The 16829-nt window shown below is 71.2% G+C and carries 11 protein-coding genes; 6 read left to right on the plus strand and 5 right to left on the minus strand.

The features are described from left to right. Positions 1-6: 6 nt before the first annotated feature. Both QTI20_RS26210 and glnE read right to left on the minus strand, forming a co-directional pair. Positions 7-1101 (minus strand): septal ring lytic transglycosylase RlpA family protein, encoded by a 1095-nt coding sequence (locus QTI20_RS26210; protein WP_286555483.1) that lies wholly within the window; start codon positions 1099-1101, stop codon positions 7-9. Beyond that, positions 1085-3868 (minus strand): bifunctional [glutamate--ammonia ligase]-adenylyl-L-tyrosine phosphorylase/[glutamate--ammonia-ligase] adenylyltransferase, encoded by a 2784-nt coding sequence (gene glnE, locus QTI20_RS26215; protein WP_286555482.1) that lies wholly within the window; start codon positions 3866-3868, stop codon positions 1085-1087. Before glnE ends, QTI20_RS26210 begins: the two co-directional genes overlap by 17 nt. Before the next feature lie 24 nt (positions 3869-3892). Between glnE and QTI20_RS26220 the strand changes: the two genes are divergently transcribed. From QTI20_RS26220 to QTI20_RS26235, 4 genes are all read left to right on the plus strand, one after another. Beyond that, the gene (locus QTI20_RS26220) at positions 3893-7963 is read left to right on the plus strand and encodes a YhdP family protein (RefSeq protein ID WP_286555481.1); all 4071 of its coding nucleotides are present in this window, start codon (positions 3893-3895) and stop codon (positions 7961-7963) included. Continuing rightward, entirely contained in the window at positions 7960-8784 is an 825-nt protein-coding gene (locus QTI20_RS26225) for a carbon-nitrogen hydrolase family protein (protein WP_286555479.1), read from the plus strand. Before QTI20_RS26220 ends, QTI20_RS26225 begins: the two co-directional genes overlap by 4 nt. Before the next feature lie 40 nt (positions 8785-8824). After that, positions 8825-10843 (plus strand): two-component system sensor histidine kinase NtrB, encoded by a 2019-nt coding sequence (locus QTI20_RS26230; protein ID WP_286555667.1) that lies wholly within the window; start codon positions 8825-8827, stop codon positions 10841-10843. A gap of 342 nt (positions 10844-11185) precedes the next feature. Beyond that, positions 11186-11812 carry a response regulator transcription factor gene (locus tag QTI20_RS26235; RefSeq protein WP_286555477.1) on the plus strand — a complete coding sequence of 209 codons (627 nt, stop codon included), beginning with the start codon at positions 11186-11188 and terminating at the stop codon, positions 11810-11812. An 11-nt stretch (positions 11813-11823) separates the two neighbouring features. Here the strand turns inward: QTI20_RS26235 and QTI20_RS26240 are convergent, their stop codons facing one another. Further along, positions 11824-12471, minus strand: coding sequence for a YiaD family glycine zipper/OmpA-like lipoprotein (locus QTI20_RS26240; RefSeq protein WP_183025284.1), 648 nt, complete (start codon positions 12469-12471; stop codon positions 11824-11826). A gap of 242 nt (positions 12472-12713) precedes the next feature. Continuing rightward, positions 12714-12860, minus strand: a complete 147-nt coding sequence (locus QTI20_RS26245; RefSeq protein ID WP_286555475.1) for a hypothetical protein — start codon at positions 12858-12860, stop codon at positions 12714-12716. On the opposite strand from QTI20_RS26245, the gene mltA reads away from it, so the two are divergent. Further along, on the plus strand, positions 12859-13995 hold the full coding sequence (gene mltA / locus QTI20_RS26250) for a murein transglycosylase A (RefSeq protein ID WP_286555473.1): 1137 nt from the start codon (positions 12859-12861) through the stop codon (positions 13993-13995). The two genes, QTI20_RS26245 and mltA, sit on opposite strands and share 2 nt — an antisense overlap. Positions 13996-14269: 274 nt before the next feature. Further along, positions 14270-16306 carry a PhoX family protein gene (locus tag QTI20_RS26255; RefSeq protein ID WP_286555472.1) on the plus strand — a complete coding sequence of 679 codons (2037 nt, stop codon included), beginning with the start codon at positions 14270-14272 and terminating at the stop codon, positions 16304-16306. A gap of 21 nt (positions 16307-16327) precedes the next feature. Here the strand turns inward: QTI20_RS26255 and QTI20_RS26260 are convergent, their stop codons facing one another. After that, complete coding sequence (locus tag QTI20_RS26260; RefSeq protein WP_219215195.1) at positions 16328-16789, minus strand: Lrp/AsnC family transcriptional regulator; 462 nt, start codon at positions 16787-16789, stop codon at positions 16328-16330. Positions 16790-16829 lie beyond the last annotated feature (40 nt).

A 16829-nucleotide genomic window follows, 5' to 3' on the forward strand; every position in this document is an offset into this window, starting at 1 on the left:
AGCAGCTCAGCGCCGCTCGACCACGATCGGCGCGATGCGCAGTTCCTCGCGCACCTGCGACACCGTCGCAGCCGCCGCGTCGCGGGTGGCGAAGGGCCCGGCCTGCAGCCGGTGCGTGCCGTCCTCGCTGAACACGCGCAGCTGCGGCGCCAGCGCGGGCAGGCCGCGCGCGGCCCGGCTGCGCAGGCCCTCGGCGCCGTCGAGCTCGCGGAAGGCGCCCAGCTGCAGCCAGAAGCCGGCGGACGGTGCCTCGGCGTTCGACGACGACAGCGGCAGCGGCGAGGGCGTCGGCGTTGCGGCGGGCGTCAAGGGCGGCAGCTCGGTCACGACCATCGCCGAGGGCGCGGGTGCCGCGGAAGGCTGCGCGGGCGGCGCCACGCTGTCGGCCGGCACGGCGGCGGCGTTGGCGGTCCAGGCGGCGGGCACGGCCACGGGCGCCGGGGCCCTGGGAGGGGACGGTGGGGGCGGCGGTGGCGGCGGCGGTGCGGCCGAGGCCAGCATCGTCTCGCCGCCGCGGCGCCAGGCGCCGGTGCGGATGTCCTCGTTGGTGATGCGTTCGATCTCCACCGGCCCCACGCCGCGCAGCAGGTCGAGCTTGAGCGCGGCGGTGTAGCTCAGGTCGATGATGCGGCCGTCGTGGAAGGGGCCGCGGTCGTTGACCCGCACCACCACCTCGCGGCCGTTGGCCGGATTGCGCACCCGCACATAGCTGGGCAGTGGCAGCGTCTTGTGCGCCGCCGTCATGGCGTACATGTCGTAGGGCTCGCCGCTGGCCGTGGACTGGCCGTGGAACTTGTTGCCGTACCAGGAGGCGATGCCGCTCTCGCGCAGCGGCCGGTCGTCGGTGATCGGCACATAGGCGCGGCCCAGCACGGTGTAGGGCTTGCTGGTGCCGCCGCTGCTGCGTATCGATTCGATGCGCGGCTCGGCGTCGGGCACGCTCGACAGGTTGGCCGGCGGATTGGCGCCCGGGCCGTCGCGCCCGCTGCGGCCCTCGCCGCCCTTGGGGCCGCTGGCGCAGCCCGCCAGCACCAGCGCCGCCGCGAGGGCCGACCAGGCCGCGGCGCGCGGGCCTGCGAAACGGTCAGCCAAAGACCGCATGCCACAGCGCCAGCATGGCTTCGCGTTCGGCCGCCAGGGCCGGCAGCGGCACCTGCGTGGGTTCTTCGTTGAGCCGCGCGCGGTGCTGCACGCGGCGCAGCTCGCGGTAGGCCGCCGCGGCCCGCTGGCCCACGCCCTCGGGCAGCAGCCCGGCGGCCTCGGCGCGCTGCAGCAGCGCGATGTTGCCCAGGTTGGGCACCAGCTCGCGGTGGCCGCAGGCCTGCGACAGCACCAGGAACTGCACCGCGAACTCGGCATCGACCATGCCGCCGGGGCTGTGCTTGACGTCGAAGCGCCCGGCCTTGACCGGGTGCGCGGCGCGGACCTTGTTGCGCATCGCGAAGATCTCGGCGCGCAGCGCCTCGTGGTCGCGCGGCGCGCAGATCACGGCGTTGCGGATGCCCTCGAAGCGCTCGCCCAGCGCCGGGTCGCCCAGCACGAAGCGCGCCCGCGTCATGGCCTGGTGTTCCCAGGTCCAGGCGGTGTTGCTGCCACGGCCCAGCTGGTACTTCTCGTAGGCCGCGAAGGTGGTGATGAGCAGGCCCGAATTGCCGTTGGGCCGCAGCGCGGTGTCGATCTCGAACAGGTCGCCTTCGCGCGTCTTGGTCGTGAGCCAGTTGATGAGCCGGCGGATGTAGGCCGCGTAGACCTCGCCCGCGCGTTCGTCCTCGTCCTCGTAGACGAACACGATGTCGAGGTCGCTGCCGTAGCCCAGCTCCTTGCCGCCCAGCTTGCCGTAGCCGATGACCGCGAACTGCGGCACCTCGCGATGGGTGTTGCGCACATGCTGCCAGCACCAGCGCGCGGTGATGCGCAGCACGGTGTCGGCCATCGCACTCAGGTCGTCGGCCACCTGCTCGACCGTGATCCGGCCTTCGACGTCGCGCGCCAGCGTGCGGAACACCTCGGCATGGTGCGCATGGCGCAGCAGGTTGAGCAGGCGCTCTTCATCGTCTTCGCCCGTGCGGCGCAGCGAGTCCAGCCGCGATTCGAGCTCGCGCTCGAACTCGGCGGCGACGAAACGCCCGCCCAGCATCTCGTCGCTGGCCAGTTCGTCGATCACGCCCGGGTGCTGCATCAGGTAGCGCGCCGGCCAGCGCGCCGCGCCGAACAGCCGCAGCAGCCGCTCCTGCACCGCCGGCCGCTCGACCAGCAGCGCCAGGTAGCTCTCGCGCCGCAGCAGCGGCTCGATCCAGTCGGCCCAGCGCAGGGCGGCCTCGGTGCGCTGCGCCTTGACGTCCTCGGAGGCGTCCCGGGCCACGCCGTCGATCCACTGGCCGGTGCGGCGCACCAGCTGGCGCAGCCGCGCGCGCGTCTCGTCGCGCAGCGCCAGGATGCGCGGGCTCTCGCGCCAGCGCTCGACGCGCGCACCGAAGGCCGCGGGCAGTTGGGCGATCAGGTCGTGGAGGTCGGCCGGCGGCTCGGTCTTGGCCTTGCCGTTGCAGCCGCTGCATTGCTTCTCGCCGCCCAGCAGCTTGTCGAACTCCTGCGCCACGAACTCGCGGTGGGTGTCGAGCTCGGCCAGGAAGGCGCAGCAGTCGGGCAGGCCCATCGACTGCGCGATCCAGCGCACGTCCTCGTCGTTGACCGGCAGCACATGGGTCTGCTGGTCGTCCAGGTACTGGATGCGGTGCTCGACGCGGCGCAGGAACTCGTAGGCCACGGCCAGCGCGTCGGCCGTGTCCTGCGGCATCAGGCCGGCGCGCGCCAGCCGCTGCAGCGCATCGAGCGTGGGCCGGGTGCGCAGCTCGGGGAACTGGCCGCCGCGCACCACCTGCAGCAGCTGCACGGTGAATTCGATCTCGCGGATGCCGCCGCGCGACAGCTTGACGTCGTTGGCGCGTTCGGGCCGGCCGGCGCTGCGGCGCGCCGCCTGCTCGCGGATCTGCCGGTGCAGCGTGCGCAGCGAATCGAAGACGCTGTAGTCGAGGTAGCGGCGGAACACGAAGGGCAGCACCACGCCGCGCAGCGCCTGGGCCGAGCCGTCGGCCACCACCGAAGCGGGCGCCACCACCCGGCTCTTCATCCAGGCGAAGCGCTCCCACTCGCGGCCCTGCACCTGCAGGTACTCCTCGAGCGCGTCGAGCGAGACCACCGGCGGGCCGGAATTGCCGTTGGGCCGCAGCGCCAGGTCGACCCGGAACACGAAGCCGTGCTCGGTGGTGTCGCCCACCAGCGCATAAATGCGCTTGACCGCCAGCGCGAAGTACTCGTGGTTGGAGATCCGGCCGCGGCCGTCGGCGTCGCCCGCGGTGTCGCCGTCCTGGTCGTAGAGGTAGATCAGGTCGATGTCGCTCGACACGTTGAGCTCGCGCGCACCCAGCTTGCCCATGCCCACCACCCAGAACTGGGCGCGCTGGCCGTCCGGGCCCAGGGGGGCGCCGTGGCGCGCGTCGAGTTCGGCCGCGCTCTCGGCGCAGGCGATGTCGAGCGCGAACTCGGCCAATTGGGTGACGGCGGTGGTGACCACCGCCAGCGGGGCCTGGCGGTCGCAATCGAGCGTGACCAGCCGCTCCATGACCAGCTGGCGCACGATGCGCAGCGCATCGGCGGCGCTGTCGCCGCGCGCACGCAACTGTTCGTAGGCCTGGCGCATCTGCGGGCGTAGCGGTTCGCCCGCGGGCAGCAGCGCCAGCTCGCCGGCATAACGGCGGCGCAGCCGCTGGACGAAGCGCGAATGGGCGGACAGGGGCGGCAAGGCGGCCGCCGTGGAAGGATGCACGATGGCATCGGTGGGAGCGGAACCCGTCGAGAGGCTGGGGGTCATAATTCCTGCACAGCGCGATCCTCAATGAACGACACGGCGTCCCATCCTTCTAAGCTGCTCAAGTTCACCGCTGTCATGGCGAGATGGCTGCTGGGTCTGTTGATTGCCGCGTGGTCGTTGTTCGCCTTGGCGGTCGTTGTCCTACACGGCTGGATTGTGCCGCGAATCGGCGACTACCGTGAGGCCATCGAGGCGCAGGCCTCCCGTGCCGTCGGGGTACCGGTGCGCATCGGCGACATCCGCGCGCGCTCCGGCACCCTGTTTCCGGTGCTCGAGCTGCGCGACGTGGTGCTGCTCGACGCCCAGCAGCGCGAAGCGCTGCGGCTGGTGCGCGTGGTCGCCAGCGTCTCGCCACGCTCGCTGTGGCACCTCAACTTCGAACAGCTCTACATCGAGAAACCCCAGCTCGAGGTGCGGCTGGACGCGCTCGGCAAGCTGCACGTGGCCGGGCTCGACATGTCGACCGACACCAGCGGAGAGACCCGCGGCGCCGACTGGTTTTTCGCCCAGCGCGAGTTCGTGATCGAGGGCGGCACGGTGCGCTGGACCGACGAACGCCGCCAGGCCGAACCCCTGATGCTGACCGACGTGCGCTTCGTCGCGCGCAACGCCGGGCGCCGCCATGCGCTGCGCCTGGACGCCACGCCGCCCGAGGGCTGGGGCGAGCGCTTCTCGCTGCGCGGCCAGTTCCGCCAGCCGCTGCTGTCGGTGCGCCGCGGCAACTGGCACAGCTGGACCGGCCAGATGTACGCCGAGCTGCCGCACATCGACGTGCGCCGGCTCGGCCGCTACGTGTCGATCGACGCCCGCATCCGCGAAGGCAGCGGCGGCCTGCGCGCCTGGGCCGACGTGCGCAACGGCCAGATCGTGGGCGGCGCCACCGACCTTTCGCTCGACCAGATCGACGCCTCGCTCGACACCGGGCTCGAGCCGCTGGTGCTGCGCGGCGTGACCGGCCGCCTCGCGGGCCGGCTCAACGACAAGACGCTCGAGTTCTCCACCACCGCGCTGCAGTTCACCGCCGCCGACGGCCTGCGCTGGCCCGGCGGCAACCTGTGGTTCCAGCACACGCCCACCCAGGGCCGCAGCCCCGAGCGCGGCGCCTTCAAGGCCGATGCGCTCGACCTGGCGGCGCTGGCGCTGATCGCCGGCCGGCTGCCGCTGGGCGACGCCACGCACCAGGCGCTGGCCACCTATGCGCCCCGCGGCGTGGTGGAGCGCCTCGACCTCGGCTGGCAGGGCGCGCTCGACGCCCCGCACCACTACCGCGCCACGGGCAGCGTGCGCGGGCTCGGCCTGGCCTCGCAGCCGGCCAAGCCGCCCGCCGACGCCAAGCCGCAGGCGGCCGCGGCGGTGCCGCACCCGGGCACGCCCGGCCTGAGCGGCGCCCGCATCGAGTTCGACGCCACCCAGGACGGCGGCAAGGCGACGCTCTCGATCGCGCAGGGCAGCCTCGAATTCCCCGGCGTGTTCGAGGACCCGCTGATCCCGATCGACCGGCTCTCGGCCCAGTTGCAATGGAAGCTCGACGGCGCCAAGGCGCAGCTGCAGGTGAACGACCTGCGCTTCGCCAACGCCGACGCCACCGGCGAGGCGCGCGCCAGCTGGCGCACCAGCGATCCGGCGGTGTCGCGCGCGCGTTCGCGCTATCCCGGCGTGCTCGACCTGCAGGGCCAGCTGACCAACGCCGACGGCACGCGGGTGTTCCGCTACCTGCCGCTGGAGATCCCCAAGCACACGCGCGACTACGTGCAGCAGAGCGTGACCAAGGGCCGCGCCAGCACGGTCGACTTCAAGGTCCGCGGCGACCTCTGGGACGTGCCTTTCAACGACCCGCGCGACGGCGAATTCCGCATCGCGGCCAAGGTGTCGGGCGTCGACTACGCCTACGTGCCGGCCGCTGCCAACACCAGCACCACGGCCAAGGCGCTGCCCTGGCCCGCGCTCACCGGCGTGGCGGGCGACCTGATCTTCGAGCGCTCGGGCATGCGGGTGCGCAATGCGCGCGGGCGCATCGTCGGCGCGCCGGGCATCGAGGTGACCCAGGCCGACGTGCAGATCGCCGACATGGCGCACCACGCGCCGCTGCTCGAGGTCGATGCCCAGGCCCGCGGGCCGCTGGCCGAACTGCTCAAGGTCGGCGCGCCGCTGACCGGCGAGGCCGCCGAACCGATCGCCAAGGTGCGCGCCACCGGCAACGCCGACTACCGGCTCAAGCTCGACCTGCCATTGGAGAACATGGACAAGGCCAAGGTGCAGTCCACCGTGGTGCTGGCCGGCAACGAGCTGCAGCTCGCGCCCGAGGCCCCGACCGTGTCCCAGGTCCGCGGCACGCTGGGCTTCACCGAGACCGGCTTCACGCTGAGCGGCGTGCAGGGCCGCCTGGCCGGCGGCGACACACGCATCGAGGGCCGCGGCCGCTACGCCGGCGCCAGCCCCGAGATGAGCTTCCGGGCACAGGGCAACGTGACGGCCGAAGGCCTGCGGGCCGTGCGCGAAGTCGAATGGCTGCCCCGGGTGGCGGCCAAGGCCGTCGGCGGTACCGGCTACAGCGCCACGCTGTCGGTGCGCGACGGCACGCCGGAGTTCTCGGTCAACAGCAGCCTGCAGGGCCTGGCCCTGTCCCTGCCCGCGCCGCTGGCCAAGAACGCCGACGAGGCGATGCCGCTGCAGATCGAGAAGAAGGTGGTGCTGCGCGAGGCTCGGGCGGGCACCGCGCCGCTGCTGCACGACCGCATCGCGCTGGGCCTGGGCCGCGTGGCTTCGGCCCACTACGTGCGCGACATCTCGGGCGCCGAGCCGCGCGTGCTGCAGGGCGCGATCGGCGTCGGGCTGCCCGAGGGCGAGACCGCCGCCGCGCCCGAGCGCGGCGTGCTGGCCACGCTGCACCTCGCGCAGTTCGACCTGCCGGCCTGGCAGGCGCTGTTCGGCGAAGCGACCGGCAACGCGGTCGACACCGGCGCCGGCGGCAACGACCCCTCGGCCTACCTGCCGACCTCCATCGCGGTGCGCGCGCAGGCCCTGGGCATCGGCGGCGGCCGCACGCTGCACGAGGTGGTGCTGGGCGGCTCGCGCGAGGGCGCGCTGTGGCGGGCCAACATCGACGCCACCGAACTCAGCGGCTACGCCGAGTACAACACCTCGCAGAACGGGCGCATCTATGCGCGGCTGTCGCGGCTGAAGATCGCGGCCAGCGAGGCCAAGGACGTCGAGTCGCTGCTCGACGAACAGCCGGGCGCGCTGCCGGCGCTCGACATCGTGGTCGACGACTTCGAGCTGCTGGGCCGGCACCTGGGCCGGGCCGAGATCGACGCCGTCAACCGCGGCGGCGCGCGCCGCGAGTGGCGGCTCAACAAGCTGGCCTTCACCATGCCCGAGGCCAGCTTCACGGCGCAGGGCACCTGGGCCGGCAACGACGCGGCGCGGCGCCGCACCGCGATGAACTTCAAGCTCGAGATGGCCGACGCGGGCGCGCTGCTCGCGCGCTTCAACATGAAGGACGTGATCCGGCGCGGCCGCGGCCGGCTCGAGGGCGAGGTCGACTGGCAGGGCTCGCCGCTGTCGCTCGACTACCCCAGCCTCAACGGCCAGCTGCACATCGACGTGGGCAGCGGCCAGTTCCTCAAGGCCGATCCGGGGCTGGCCAAGCTGCTGGGCGTGCTGAGCCTGCAGGCGCTGCCGCGCCGGCTCACGCTCGACTTCCGCGACGTGTTCAGCGACGGCTTCGCCTTCGATTTCGTGCGCGGCGATGCGAAGATCGCGCGCGGCGTGGCCAGCACCAACAACCTGCAGATGAAGGGCGTGAACGCCGCCGCGCTGATGGACGGCTCGGCCGACCTGGCGCGCGAGACCCAGAGCCTGCGCGTGGTGGTGGTGCCCGAGATCAACGCCGGCACCGCCTCGCTGGTCGCCACCGCGATCAACCCGGTGATCGGCCTGAGCACCTTCCTCGCGCAGATGCTGCTGAGCAAGCCGCTGGCCGCCGCCGCGACGCAGGAGTTCGAGATCGAAGGCACCTGGGCCGACCCGAAGATCACCAAGGTGCCCCGCCGCAGCACGCCCGTGAACGAAGCACAGAAGGAGAACCGGCCATGAAAGTCGCAGCCATCCAGATGGTGTCGGCCATCGCCCGCGAAGCCAACCTGGCCCGCGCCCACGACCTGCTGGCCGAAGCCGCGGCCGCCGGCGCCGAACTGGCCGTGCTGCCCGAGTACTTCTGCGTGATGGGCGCCAAGGACACCGACAAGCTCGCGCTGCGGGAACGGCCGGGCGACGGCGCGGTGCAGGGCTTCCTGGCCGACGCGGCACGCGAGTTCGGCCTGTGGATCGTAGGCGGCACGCTGCCGATCGAGACCGCCGACGAAGGGCACGTGTTCAACAGCTCGCTCGCCTATGCCCCGGATGGCCGCTGCGTGGCGCGCTACGACAAGATCCACCTGTTCTTCTTCGACAACGGCCGCGAGCACTACGACGAGCGACGCGTGGTCGCCCGCGGGAGCGAGCCCGTCAGCTTCGAGCTGCCCTCGCGCGACGGGCACCGCTGGCGCATCGGCCTGTCGGTCTGCTACGACCTGCGCTTTCCCGAGCTCTACCGCGCGCTGTCGCAGGGCGGCGCCGAACTGCTGCTGGTGCCCAGCGCCTTCACCCACACCACCGGCGCGGCCCACTGGGAAGTGCTGCTGCGCGCCCGCGCCATCGAGAACCTGGCGTGGGTCGTGGCGCCCGCGCAGGGCGGCACGCACGAGAACGGCCGCCGGACCTGGGGCCAGTCGATGATCGTCGACCCCTGGGGCACGGTGGTGGCGCAGCGCGCGCAGGACGAAGGCCTGGTGCTGTTCGAACTCGACGCCACGCGCACCGCCGCGGCACGCGCGCAACTCCCCGCCCTCTCGCACCGTGTCCTCCCCGCCGCTTGAGACGCTGCCCCCGGTGCCGCGCGAGAACCTCGCCACGCGCCTGGCGATCCGCATCGGCGGCCAGGCCTTCCTGAGCCTGCGCTCGGTCTGGCAGCGCTGGTTCCTCTGGGTGCTGCTGGCGCTGCTGGTGCTGGCGCTGCTGGGCACCGTGGTCTGGCTGGCCGGCCGGCACGAGGCCGAGCAGGTGCAGGCGGCGCTCGACCGCGACACCGCCGATGCGGCAGCGGACCTGCGCGCCGGCCTGCAGCGCAACGTGCAGGGCCTGCATGCGCTCGCCACCGGCGGGCTCGACCGCGCGCGCTGGAACGCCGAGTCGGCCGCCCTGATGCGCGGGCACCGCGAGTGGCTGCGGCTCGAATGGCGCGACGGCGCGCTGCGCACGCTGGCCGCGGCCGACACGCCCTACCGCATCACGCTGTTCGATGAGGCCGGCCGGCAGTCGGCCCAGTCCGACGTCTCGCTGGCCTGCACCTCGGCCCACAAGCTCGAGGGCGCCGCCTACTCGCCCAGCCACTACGTCGCGCTGCCCGAGAGCGGCGGCCTCGAGGTGATGGAGCTCTGCGTGCCGCTCGAGGGCGGCGGCTACCTGATCGCCACCTATGCGCTGCGCGACATGCTGATCGAACTGGTCGCCCCCACGCTGCGGCGCGGCCAGGAGGTCTCGCTGACCGAGCCCGACGGCACACGGCTCGCGTCGGTCGGCACGGCGCGGCGCATCGGCAGCCGCGTCTTCAGCACGCAGCAGCTGATCGACCTGCCCGGCACCGCGCTGGTGCTGCGGGTCGACGGCTGGCGCGCCGCGCCCGACGTGTTTCCCAACCTGCTGACCGCGCTGGTCACGGCCATCTCGATCGCGCTGGTCTCGGTGCTGGTGCTGCTGGCGCGCGACACGCGCCGCCGGCTGCGCGCCGAGAGCGACCTGGCCGACACGCTGGCCTTCCGCAAGGCGATGGAGGACTCGGTCGTCACCGGCCTGCGCGCGCGCGACCTGCAGGGCCGCATCACCTACGTCAACCCGGCCTTCTGCGAGATGGTGGGCTTCAGCGCCGAGGAGCTGGTCGCCGCGGGCTTCGGCGAAGCGCCCTACTGGCCGACCGAACTGGCGCACGAATACCAGAAGCGCCAGACCCTGCGGCTGGCCGGCGGCCTGCCGCCGCGCGAGGGCTTCGAATCGGTGTTCATGCGCAAGAACGGCACCCGCTTCCCGGTGCTGATCTTCGAGGCCCCGCTGATCAACGCCCACGGCGTGCAGACCGGCTGGATGAGCGCCTTCATCGACGTCAGCGAGCAGCGCCGCGTGGAGGAACTCTCGCGCGCCAGCCAGGAGCGGCTGCAGGCCAGCGCCCGGCTCGCGACCGTGGGCGAGATGGCCTCGCTGCTGAGCCACGAGCTAACCCAGCCGCTGGCCGCGATCGCCAGCTATGCGACCGGCTCGCTCAACCTGCTGCAGGGCGCCGAGGGCGAGAACGCCGAGGTCGCGATGGCGGTGCGCCGCATCGCCGAGCAGGCCGACCGCGCGGGCCAGGTGATCCGCAGCGTGCACGACTTCGTGCGCCGGCGCGACCGCACGCGCGAGCCGGTGGCGCCGCAGGCGCTGCTCGATGCGGTGCTGCCGCTGGTGCGGCTGCAGGCGCGCAAGCTCGACGTGCGCGTCGAGATGGTGCTCGAGGACGGACTGCCGCCGGTGCAGTGCGACCGCACGCTGGTCGAGCAGGTGTTGCTGAACCTCGCGCGCAACGCGATGCAGGCCATGGACATGCCCGAGCTGCGCGAGCGCGTGCTGGTGCTGCGCGTGGCGCGTGCCGGCAGTCTGCGGGTGGAGGGCGCGCCGGCCGACATGCGCCATTGGCTGCTGTTCACGGTGGCCGATGTCGGCAGCGGCATCAGCGACGAGGTGGCCAAGCGCCTGTTCACGCCCTTCTTCACCACCCGGTCCGACGGCATGGGCCTGGGCCTGAGCCTGTGCCGCACGGTGGTCGAGCAGCACGGCGGCGTGCTGATGTACGAGCCGAACCGGCCGCGCGGAACCCTCTTCCGCTTCACACTGCCCATGGCGTGACATGGCCCACCCCCGATGCGCCTTCGGCGCCTCCCCCCTCAAGGGGGCGACACCGGCGGCCCGGCAAAGCCGGTTCCGCGGTGTCCCTGGCCCCCCCCCGAAGGCGGCGCGGCACTTCGTGTCCGCTTGCCTTCCCCCTCAAGGGGGCGACACCGGCGGCCCGGCGAAGCCGGTTCCGCGGTGTCCCTGGCCCACCCCCGAAGGCGGCGCGGCACTTCGTGTCCGCTTGCCTTCCCCCTCAAGGGGGCGACACCGGCGGCCCGGCAAAGCCGGTTCCGCGGTGTCCTGGCCTAGGGTTCATGGTATGGATTTCGCTTGCCGTTCGGCCTGGAGAGAATTGAGATGCAACCCCTGATCGATGGACTGGTTTTCATCGTCGACGACGATGCGAGCGTGCGCGACGCGCTGGCCTGGCTGCTGCGCTCGCGCCGGCTGGCGAGCGAGCCTTTTGCTTCGGCCGATGCCTTCGAGGCCTACATCACGAGCATGCCGCCGTTGCCGCAGCCCCACTGCCTGCTGCTGGACGTTCGCATGCCGGGCACCAGCGGCCTGGTGCTGTTCGACCGGCTGGCCGAGCGCGGGCTGCTGGAAGCGATGCCGGTGATCTTCCTGACCGGCCATGCCGATGTGCCGACCGCGGTCGACCTGGTCAAGCGCGGCGCCTTCGACTTCTGCGAGAAGCCGTTCTCGGACAACGCACTGGTGGACCGGATCGAGAAGGCGCTGGCCGCCTCGTTGCAGGCGGTCCATGCCCAGGCCGCGCGCCAGGCCCTGCGCGCGCGCATCGGCGAACTCACCGACCGCGAGCGCGACGTGATGCAGCTGGTGGTCGAGGGATTGCCCAACAAGCTGATCGCCGATCAGCTGTCGATCAGCGTGCGCACGGTGGAGGTCCACCGCGCGCGGCTGTTCGAAAAAATGGACGTCAAGTCGGCCGTGGAACTGGCCAACCTGCTCCGGGGCCTCTGAGAGGCGCCGGATCAGCCTTGGGGCGAACGCTCGCCGACGTAGATCTCGACGCGGCGGTTCTGCGCGCGGCCGGCGTCGCTGTTGTTGTCGGCGATCGGTTCACGCGAGCCGCGGCCTTCGATGCGGAAGGCGTTGGAGGGCACGCCGCGGGCGATCAGGTAGTCGCGCGTGCTGGCGGCGCGGTCGACCGACAGCGGGTTGTTGATCGCGTCGCTGCCGGTGCTGTCGGTGTGGCCGATGATGCGCACTTCGGCGTTCGGGTTGTTGCGCAGGCCGTTGGCGAACTGGTTGAGCACCGGGGCGAAGTTGGCCTTGATGGCCGAGCGGCCGGTGTCGAAGGACACGTCGCTCGGGATCGCGAGCTTGAGCTCGTTGTTGGCGGTCTGCGTCACGCCGATGCCGGTGCCGCGGGTGGCGGCTTCCATCTCGCGCTTCTGGTTCTCCATGCGCTGCGACCAGAGGTAGCCGCCCAGTGCGCCCACGCCGGCACCGATGGCCGCGCCCGTGCCGGCGCGACCGCCGGTGACGGAACCGATGGCGGCACCGCCCAGCGCGCCGACGCCGGCGCCGATGCCGGTGTTGCGTTGCGTGTCACTCATGCCGGCGCAGCCGGTCAGGACGACGGCGAATGCGGCAGTGGCGAGTACGAGTTTCTTCATGGCGGTTTCCTTCGATCGAAGTTGAGAGACGCCGCAGCATGATCTGCCGCGGGATGTCGGTCAATTATCCCGACGAACGCAGGGCTGAAAAGCCGCCACCCGCGTCCGGGCCTGTCAGCATTCGGGGCTTCAACTGCCCGGAGACCCCTGAAGGCAAAGGCCCTACAGCTACCAAATCAATAGCGCTGCCGCCGTTACCCCACGATACGATGCGGCCTCGCCCGACAGGGAAAGTGTGACATTCAGCCGCGCGGCGGCGTGTCTTCCGGGGCGTCCGCCTTGTGCACCGGGTCGATTTCGCCGCCTTTGCGGCCCGAGAACATGGTCCACCACACGATGAAGACGAGCAGCACGAGGGCGCCGAGCGCTTCAAGCAAAATCAGACCCATGACAAAAGGACTCCGGTGGCTGGTGGTGACGGCCATCGTAACAATGCTCGCAGCCTGCTCGACCGGCACGCGCATCCCCCCCACGACTTCCCCGCCCATTGCCGGCAGCCCGCCGCCGGTGCTGGGTCCGCTCACCGGATCGCTCGCGCACCCCAAGAGCCGCTGGGTGCCCGTGGCCTGGTCCGAACTGCCCGGCTTCAACGACGACGCCACCCACGAAGGCTGGGACGCGATGGTCTCGAACTGCGCGCGCCCCAACGCGGCCTTCGCGCCCCTGTGCCAGGACGTGCGCCGGCTCGCGATCGCGGACGCCGACGCGCAGCGCCAGTGGATGACCGAGCGGCTGCAGCCCTACCGCGTGGAATCGCTCGCGGGCCAGAGCGAAGGCCAGCTCACCAGCTATTACGAACCGGTCTACGAGGCCTCGCGCCAGCCCACCGCGCAGTTCAACGTGCCGATCCACGCCACGCCGGTCGGCCTGGTGCCCAAGCGGCCCTGGTTCACGCGCGAGCAGATCGAGACCCTGCCCGAGGCGCAGGCCGCGCTGCGCGGCCGCGTGATCGCCTGGATGGCCGACCCGGTCGACGCGATGATGCTGCACATCCAGGGCTCGGGCCGCCTGCGCCTGACCGAGCCCGACGGCCGGCAGCACATGGTGCGCGTCGCCTTCGCCGCCACCAACGAGCAGCCCTACCGCAGCATCCAGCAGTGGCTGATCAACCAGGGCGCGGGCCGCGTGAGCCGCTGGCCCGACGACACCAAGGCCTGGGTCGCGCAGAACCCGCAGCGCGTCTCGCAGCTGATGTGGAGCAACCCGCGCTACGTGTTCTTCCGCGAGGAGACGCTGAGCGATGTCGATGCGGCCTTCGGCCCGCGCGGCGCACAGGGCGTGCCGCTGACCGCCGGCCGCTCGATCGCGGTCGACCGCGACAGCATCCCCTACGGCACGCCGGTCTGGCTGACCTCGCCGGGCCCTTCGGTGCAGCTGCAGAAGCTGGTGGTGGCGCAGGACACGGGCAGCGCGATCCTGGGCGCCGTGCGCGCCGACTACTTCGCCGGCACCGGGCTCGAGGCCGGCAAGCTGGCGGCGACGGTGAACCAGCCGCTGCGCCTCTGGGCGCTCTGGCCGAAGTAGCCCCACCCCCGAAGGCGGCGCGGCACTTCGTGTCCGCTTGCCCTCCCCCTCAAGGGAGCGACACCGGCGGCCCGGCGGAGCCGGTTCCGCGGTGTCCCTGGTCTTGAACTCACACGCCGCGCGCGGCGCTTGAACGTCGCACTTGTCACCGTTCTGTCATGCCCACGGCATGGCCATGTCATGGGCGTTGCCTAAGGTCCGGTGGCGTGCGACGGCCGAGGGAAATGCTGGGGCCGTCGCGTCGATTCACCCCACGACCTCAAAGAACATCGCCATGTCCGAACCCGTTGATTTCCGCGCCTCGCGCCGCCAGGCCCTCAAGCTGTTCTCCGCCGCGCCGATGCTGCCCCTGGGCGGTGTCGCTTTCCTGACCGCTTGCGGCGGCGGCAACGACAACACCGTCACGCCCCCGGTCACGCCTCCCGTCACGCCGCCGGCCGCGGCCAACTACGTGTCGGCGACCTTCAACGGCATGGCCGCGCCCACGCTGAGCGATCCGGCCGCGATGGCGACCACCAGCGTCGGCTCGACGCTCAAGATCGCCTACGACGACGGCAGCGCCGCCGAGTTCAAGCTGGCCTACCGCCCCTTCTTCGTCACCGGCGACCAGGTGCCCGACGGCAAGGGCGGCACGGTGCTCGCGGGCGGCTATGTGGACATCTACAACCAGCCCATCATCGACGCCTCGGTGCCGGGCAAGGAGCGCCAGTTCTTCTCCGATTCGCCCGACGGCACCTCGCTGCTCGCGCTGGCGAACCCGACCGTGCCCGGCATCAAGGGCAAGGCCCTGTTCGCCGTGGTGCAGTTCGAATACAACACGCGCGACCAGGCCGGCAACGACACCTACGGCCGCCTGCCTTCGCCGATCGCCGTGCTCACGCTCGACCAGGACCAGACCACCGGCAAGCTGAGCCTGGTCAAGTACCACAACGTCGACACCTCGCCCGCACACGGCCTGTGGATCACCTGCGGCGCCAGCCTGTCGCCGTGGAACACCCACCTGTCGAGCGAAGAGTACGAGCCCGATGCCAACATCGCGACCGGCAATGCGCAGTTCAAGGCCTACAGCAAGAACGTGTTCGGCAGCGAGACCATCGCCAACCCGTACCACTACGGCCACCTGCCCGAAATCACGGTCAACCCGGACGGCACCGGCAGCGTGAAGAAGCACTACTGCATGGGCCGGATCTCGCACGAGCTGATCCAGGTCATGCCCGACAACCGCACCGCCATCATGGGCGACGACTACACCAACGGCGGCTTCTTCATGTTCGTCGCCGACAAGGAGAAGGACCTCTCGGCCGGCACGCTCTACGTGGCGCGCTACGACGCGGGCTACTCCATCGACCCGGCGGCCGCGGCCACCAAGATGAGCTGGATCAAGCTGGGCCACGCCACCAGCGCCGAGATCGAGAAGCTGGCCAACACGCTCAAGACCTCGGACATCATGGACATCGTCTATGCGGTGCAGAACGGCTCGGCCGACGCGGTGCCGCTGACCCCCGCCACGCCGGTCGACAACACCTTCACGCTGCTGTATGCCGACGGCAAGGCCAACTGGGTGCGCCTGAAGCCGGGCATGGAGAAGGCCGCGGCCTTCCTCGAGACCCACCGCTACGCCAACCTCAAGAACGCCAGCATGGCCTTCACCAAGATGGAAGGCACCACCGTCAACATCAAGGACAAGGTGGCGTACTCGGCGCTGCAGAACATCCAGGACTCGATGATCCAGGGCGGCAAGGGCTGGACGGCCGCGACCAACATCGCGCTGCCCAAGAAGCTCGCGGCCGGCGGCGTGATGGCGCACGACCTGGCCGGCAGCCAGAAGGACACCGACGGCGCGGCGATCGCCAGCGAATGGGTGCCCACCAAGACGCACGCGCTGCTGGTCGGCGAAGACGTGCCGGCCGACGCGCTGGGCAACACTTCGAACCCCGACAAGGTCGGCAACCCCGACAACCTCAAGTTCTCGGAAAAGATGCGCACGCTGTTCATCGGCGAGGACAGCAGCAGCCACGTCAACAACTTCCTGTGGGCGTACAACGTCGACACCAAGAAGCTGTCGCGCCTGATGTCGATCCCCGCGGGTGGCGAGTCGACCGGCCTGCACGCGGTGGACGAGCTCAACGGCTGGACCTACATCATGAGCAACTTCCAGCACGCGGGCGACTGGAGCGGCCTGCATGCCAAGGTGCAGCCCACGCTGGACCCGCTGGTGCGCGCCAACTACAAGGACCGCTTCGGCGCGGCCGTCGGCTACCTCACGGCCGACCCCGTCCAGCCTTCGCTGGGCGCGAAGAAGAAGGCCTGACGGCCTGATGCGGCGTGCGCTTCAGGGCAGCGGCAACGCGGTCTTGTAGCGCACCTGCTTGAGCGCAAAGCTCGAGCGGATCTTCTCGATGCCGGGAATCGGCGTGAGCTGTTCCATGATGAACTTCTCCAGCGCCGCCATGTCGGCGACCGCGACCCGGATCAGGTAGTCGCGGTCGCCGGTCATGAGGTAGCACTCCATCACCTCGTCGTGCTCGGCGATGCGCCGCTCGAAGTCGGCCAGCGACTCCTTGCCCTGGGTACGCAGACTGATCGAGATGAACACATTGAGCCCCAGGCCCAGCGCCTGGGCGCTCGCCAGCGCCACATAGCGGTCGATCACGCCGGCCGCCTCCAGCGCCTTCACGCGCGCCAGGCAGGGCGAGGGCGAAAGGTGCACGCGCCGCGCCAGTTCGACGTTGGACAGCGAACCATCGCGCTGCAGTTCGTCGAGGATGCGCAGATCCATGGGATCGAGTTTCATGAAATGCCGTTGCCTCGTATTTTTTCGGCATTTTATGCGG

The sequence above is a fragment of the Variovorax sp. J2P1-31 genome, assembly GCF_030317215.1.
Taxonomy (GTDB): Bacteria; Pseudomonadota; Gammaproteobacteria; order Burkholderiales; family Burkholderiaceae_C; genus Variovorax.

What these genes read in the sequence shown, in the direction of transcription:
- QTI20_RS26210 (WP_286555483.1), bottom strand. Translation starts at nt 1,101, where the DNA reads ATGCGGTCTTTGGCTGACCGTTTCGCAGGCCCGCGCGCCGCGGCCTGG.
- glnE (WP_286555482.1), bottom strand. Translation starts at nt 3,868, where the DNA reads ATGACCCCCAGCCTCTCGACGGGTTCCGCTCCCACCGATGCCATCGTG.
- QTI20_RS26220 (WP_286555481.1), top strand. Translation starts at nt 3,893, where the DNA reads ATGAACGACACGGCGTCCCATCCTTCTAAGCTGCTCAAGTTCACCGCT.
- QTI20_RS26225 (WP_286555479.1), top strand. Translation starts at nt 7,960, where the DNA reads ATGAAAGTCGCAGCCATCCAGATGGTGTCGGCCATCGCCCGCGAAGCC.
- QTI20_RS26235 (WP_286555477.1), top strand. Translation starts at nt 11,186, where the DNA reads ATGCAACCCCTGATCGATGGACTGGTTTTCATCGTCGACGACGATGCG.
- QTI20_RS26240 (WP_183025284.1), bottom strand. Translation starts at nt 12,471, where the DNA reads ATGAAGAAACTCGTACTCGCCACTGCCGCATTCGCCGTCGTCCTGACC.
- mltA (WP_286555473.1), top strand. Translation starts at nt 12,859, where the DNA reads ATGACAAAAGGACTCCGGTGGCTGGTGGTGACGGCCATCGTAACAATG.
- QTI20_RS26245 (WP_286555475.1), bottom strand. Translation starts at nt 12,860, where the DNA reads ATGGGTCTGATTTTGCTTGAAGCGCTCGGCGCCCTCGTGCTGCTCGTC.
- QTI20_RS26255 (WP_286555472.1), top strand. Translation starts at nt 14,270, where the DNA reads ATGTCCGAACCCGTTGATTTCCGCGCCTCGCGCCGCCAGGCCCTCAAG.
- QTI20_RS26260 (WP_219215195.1), bottom strand. Translation starts at nt 16,789, where the DNA reads ATGAAACTCGATCCCATGGATCTGCGCATCCTCGACGAACTGCAGCGC.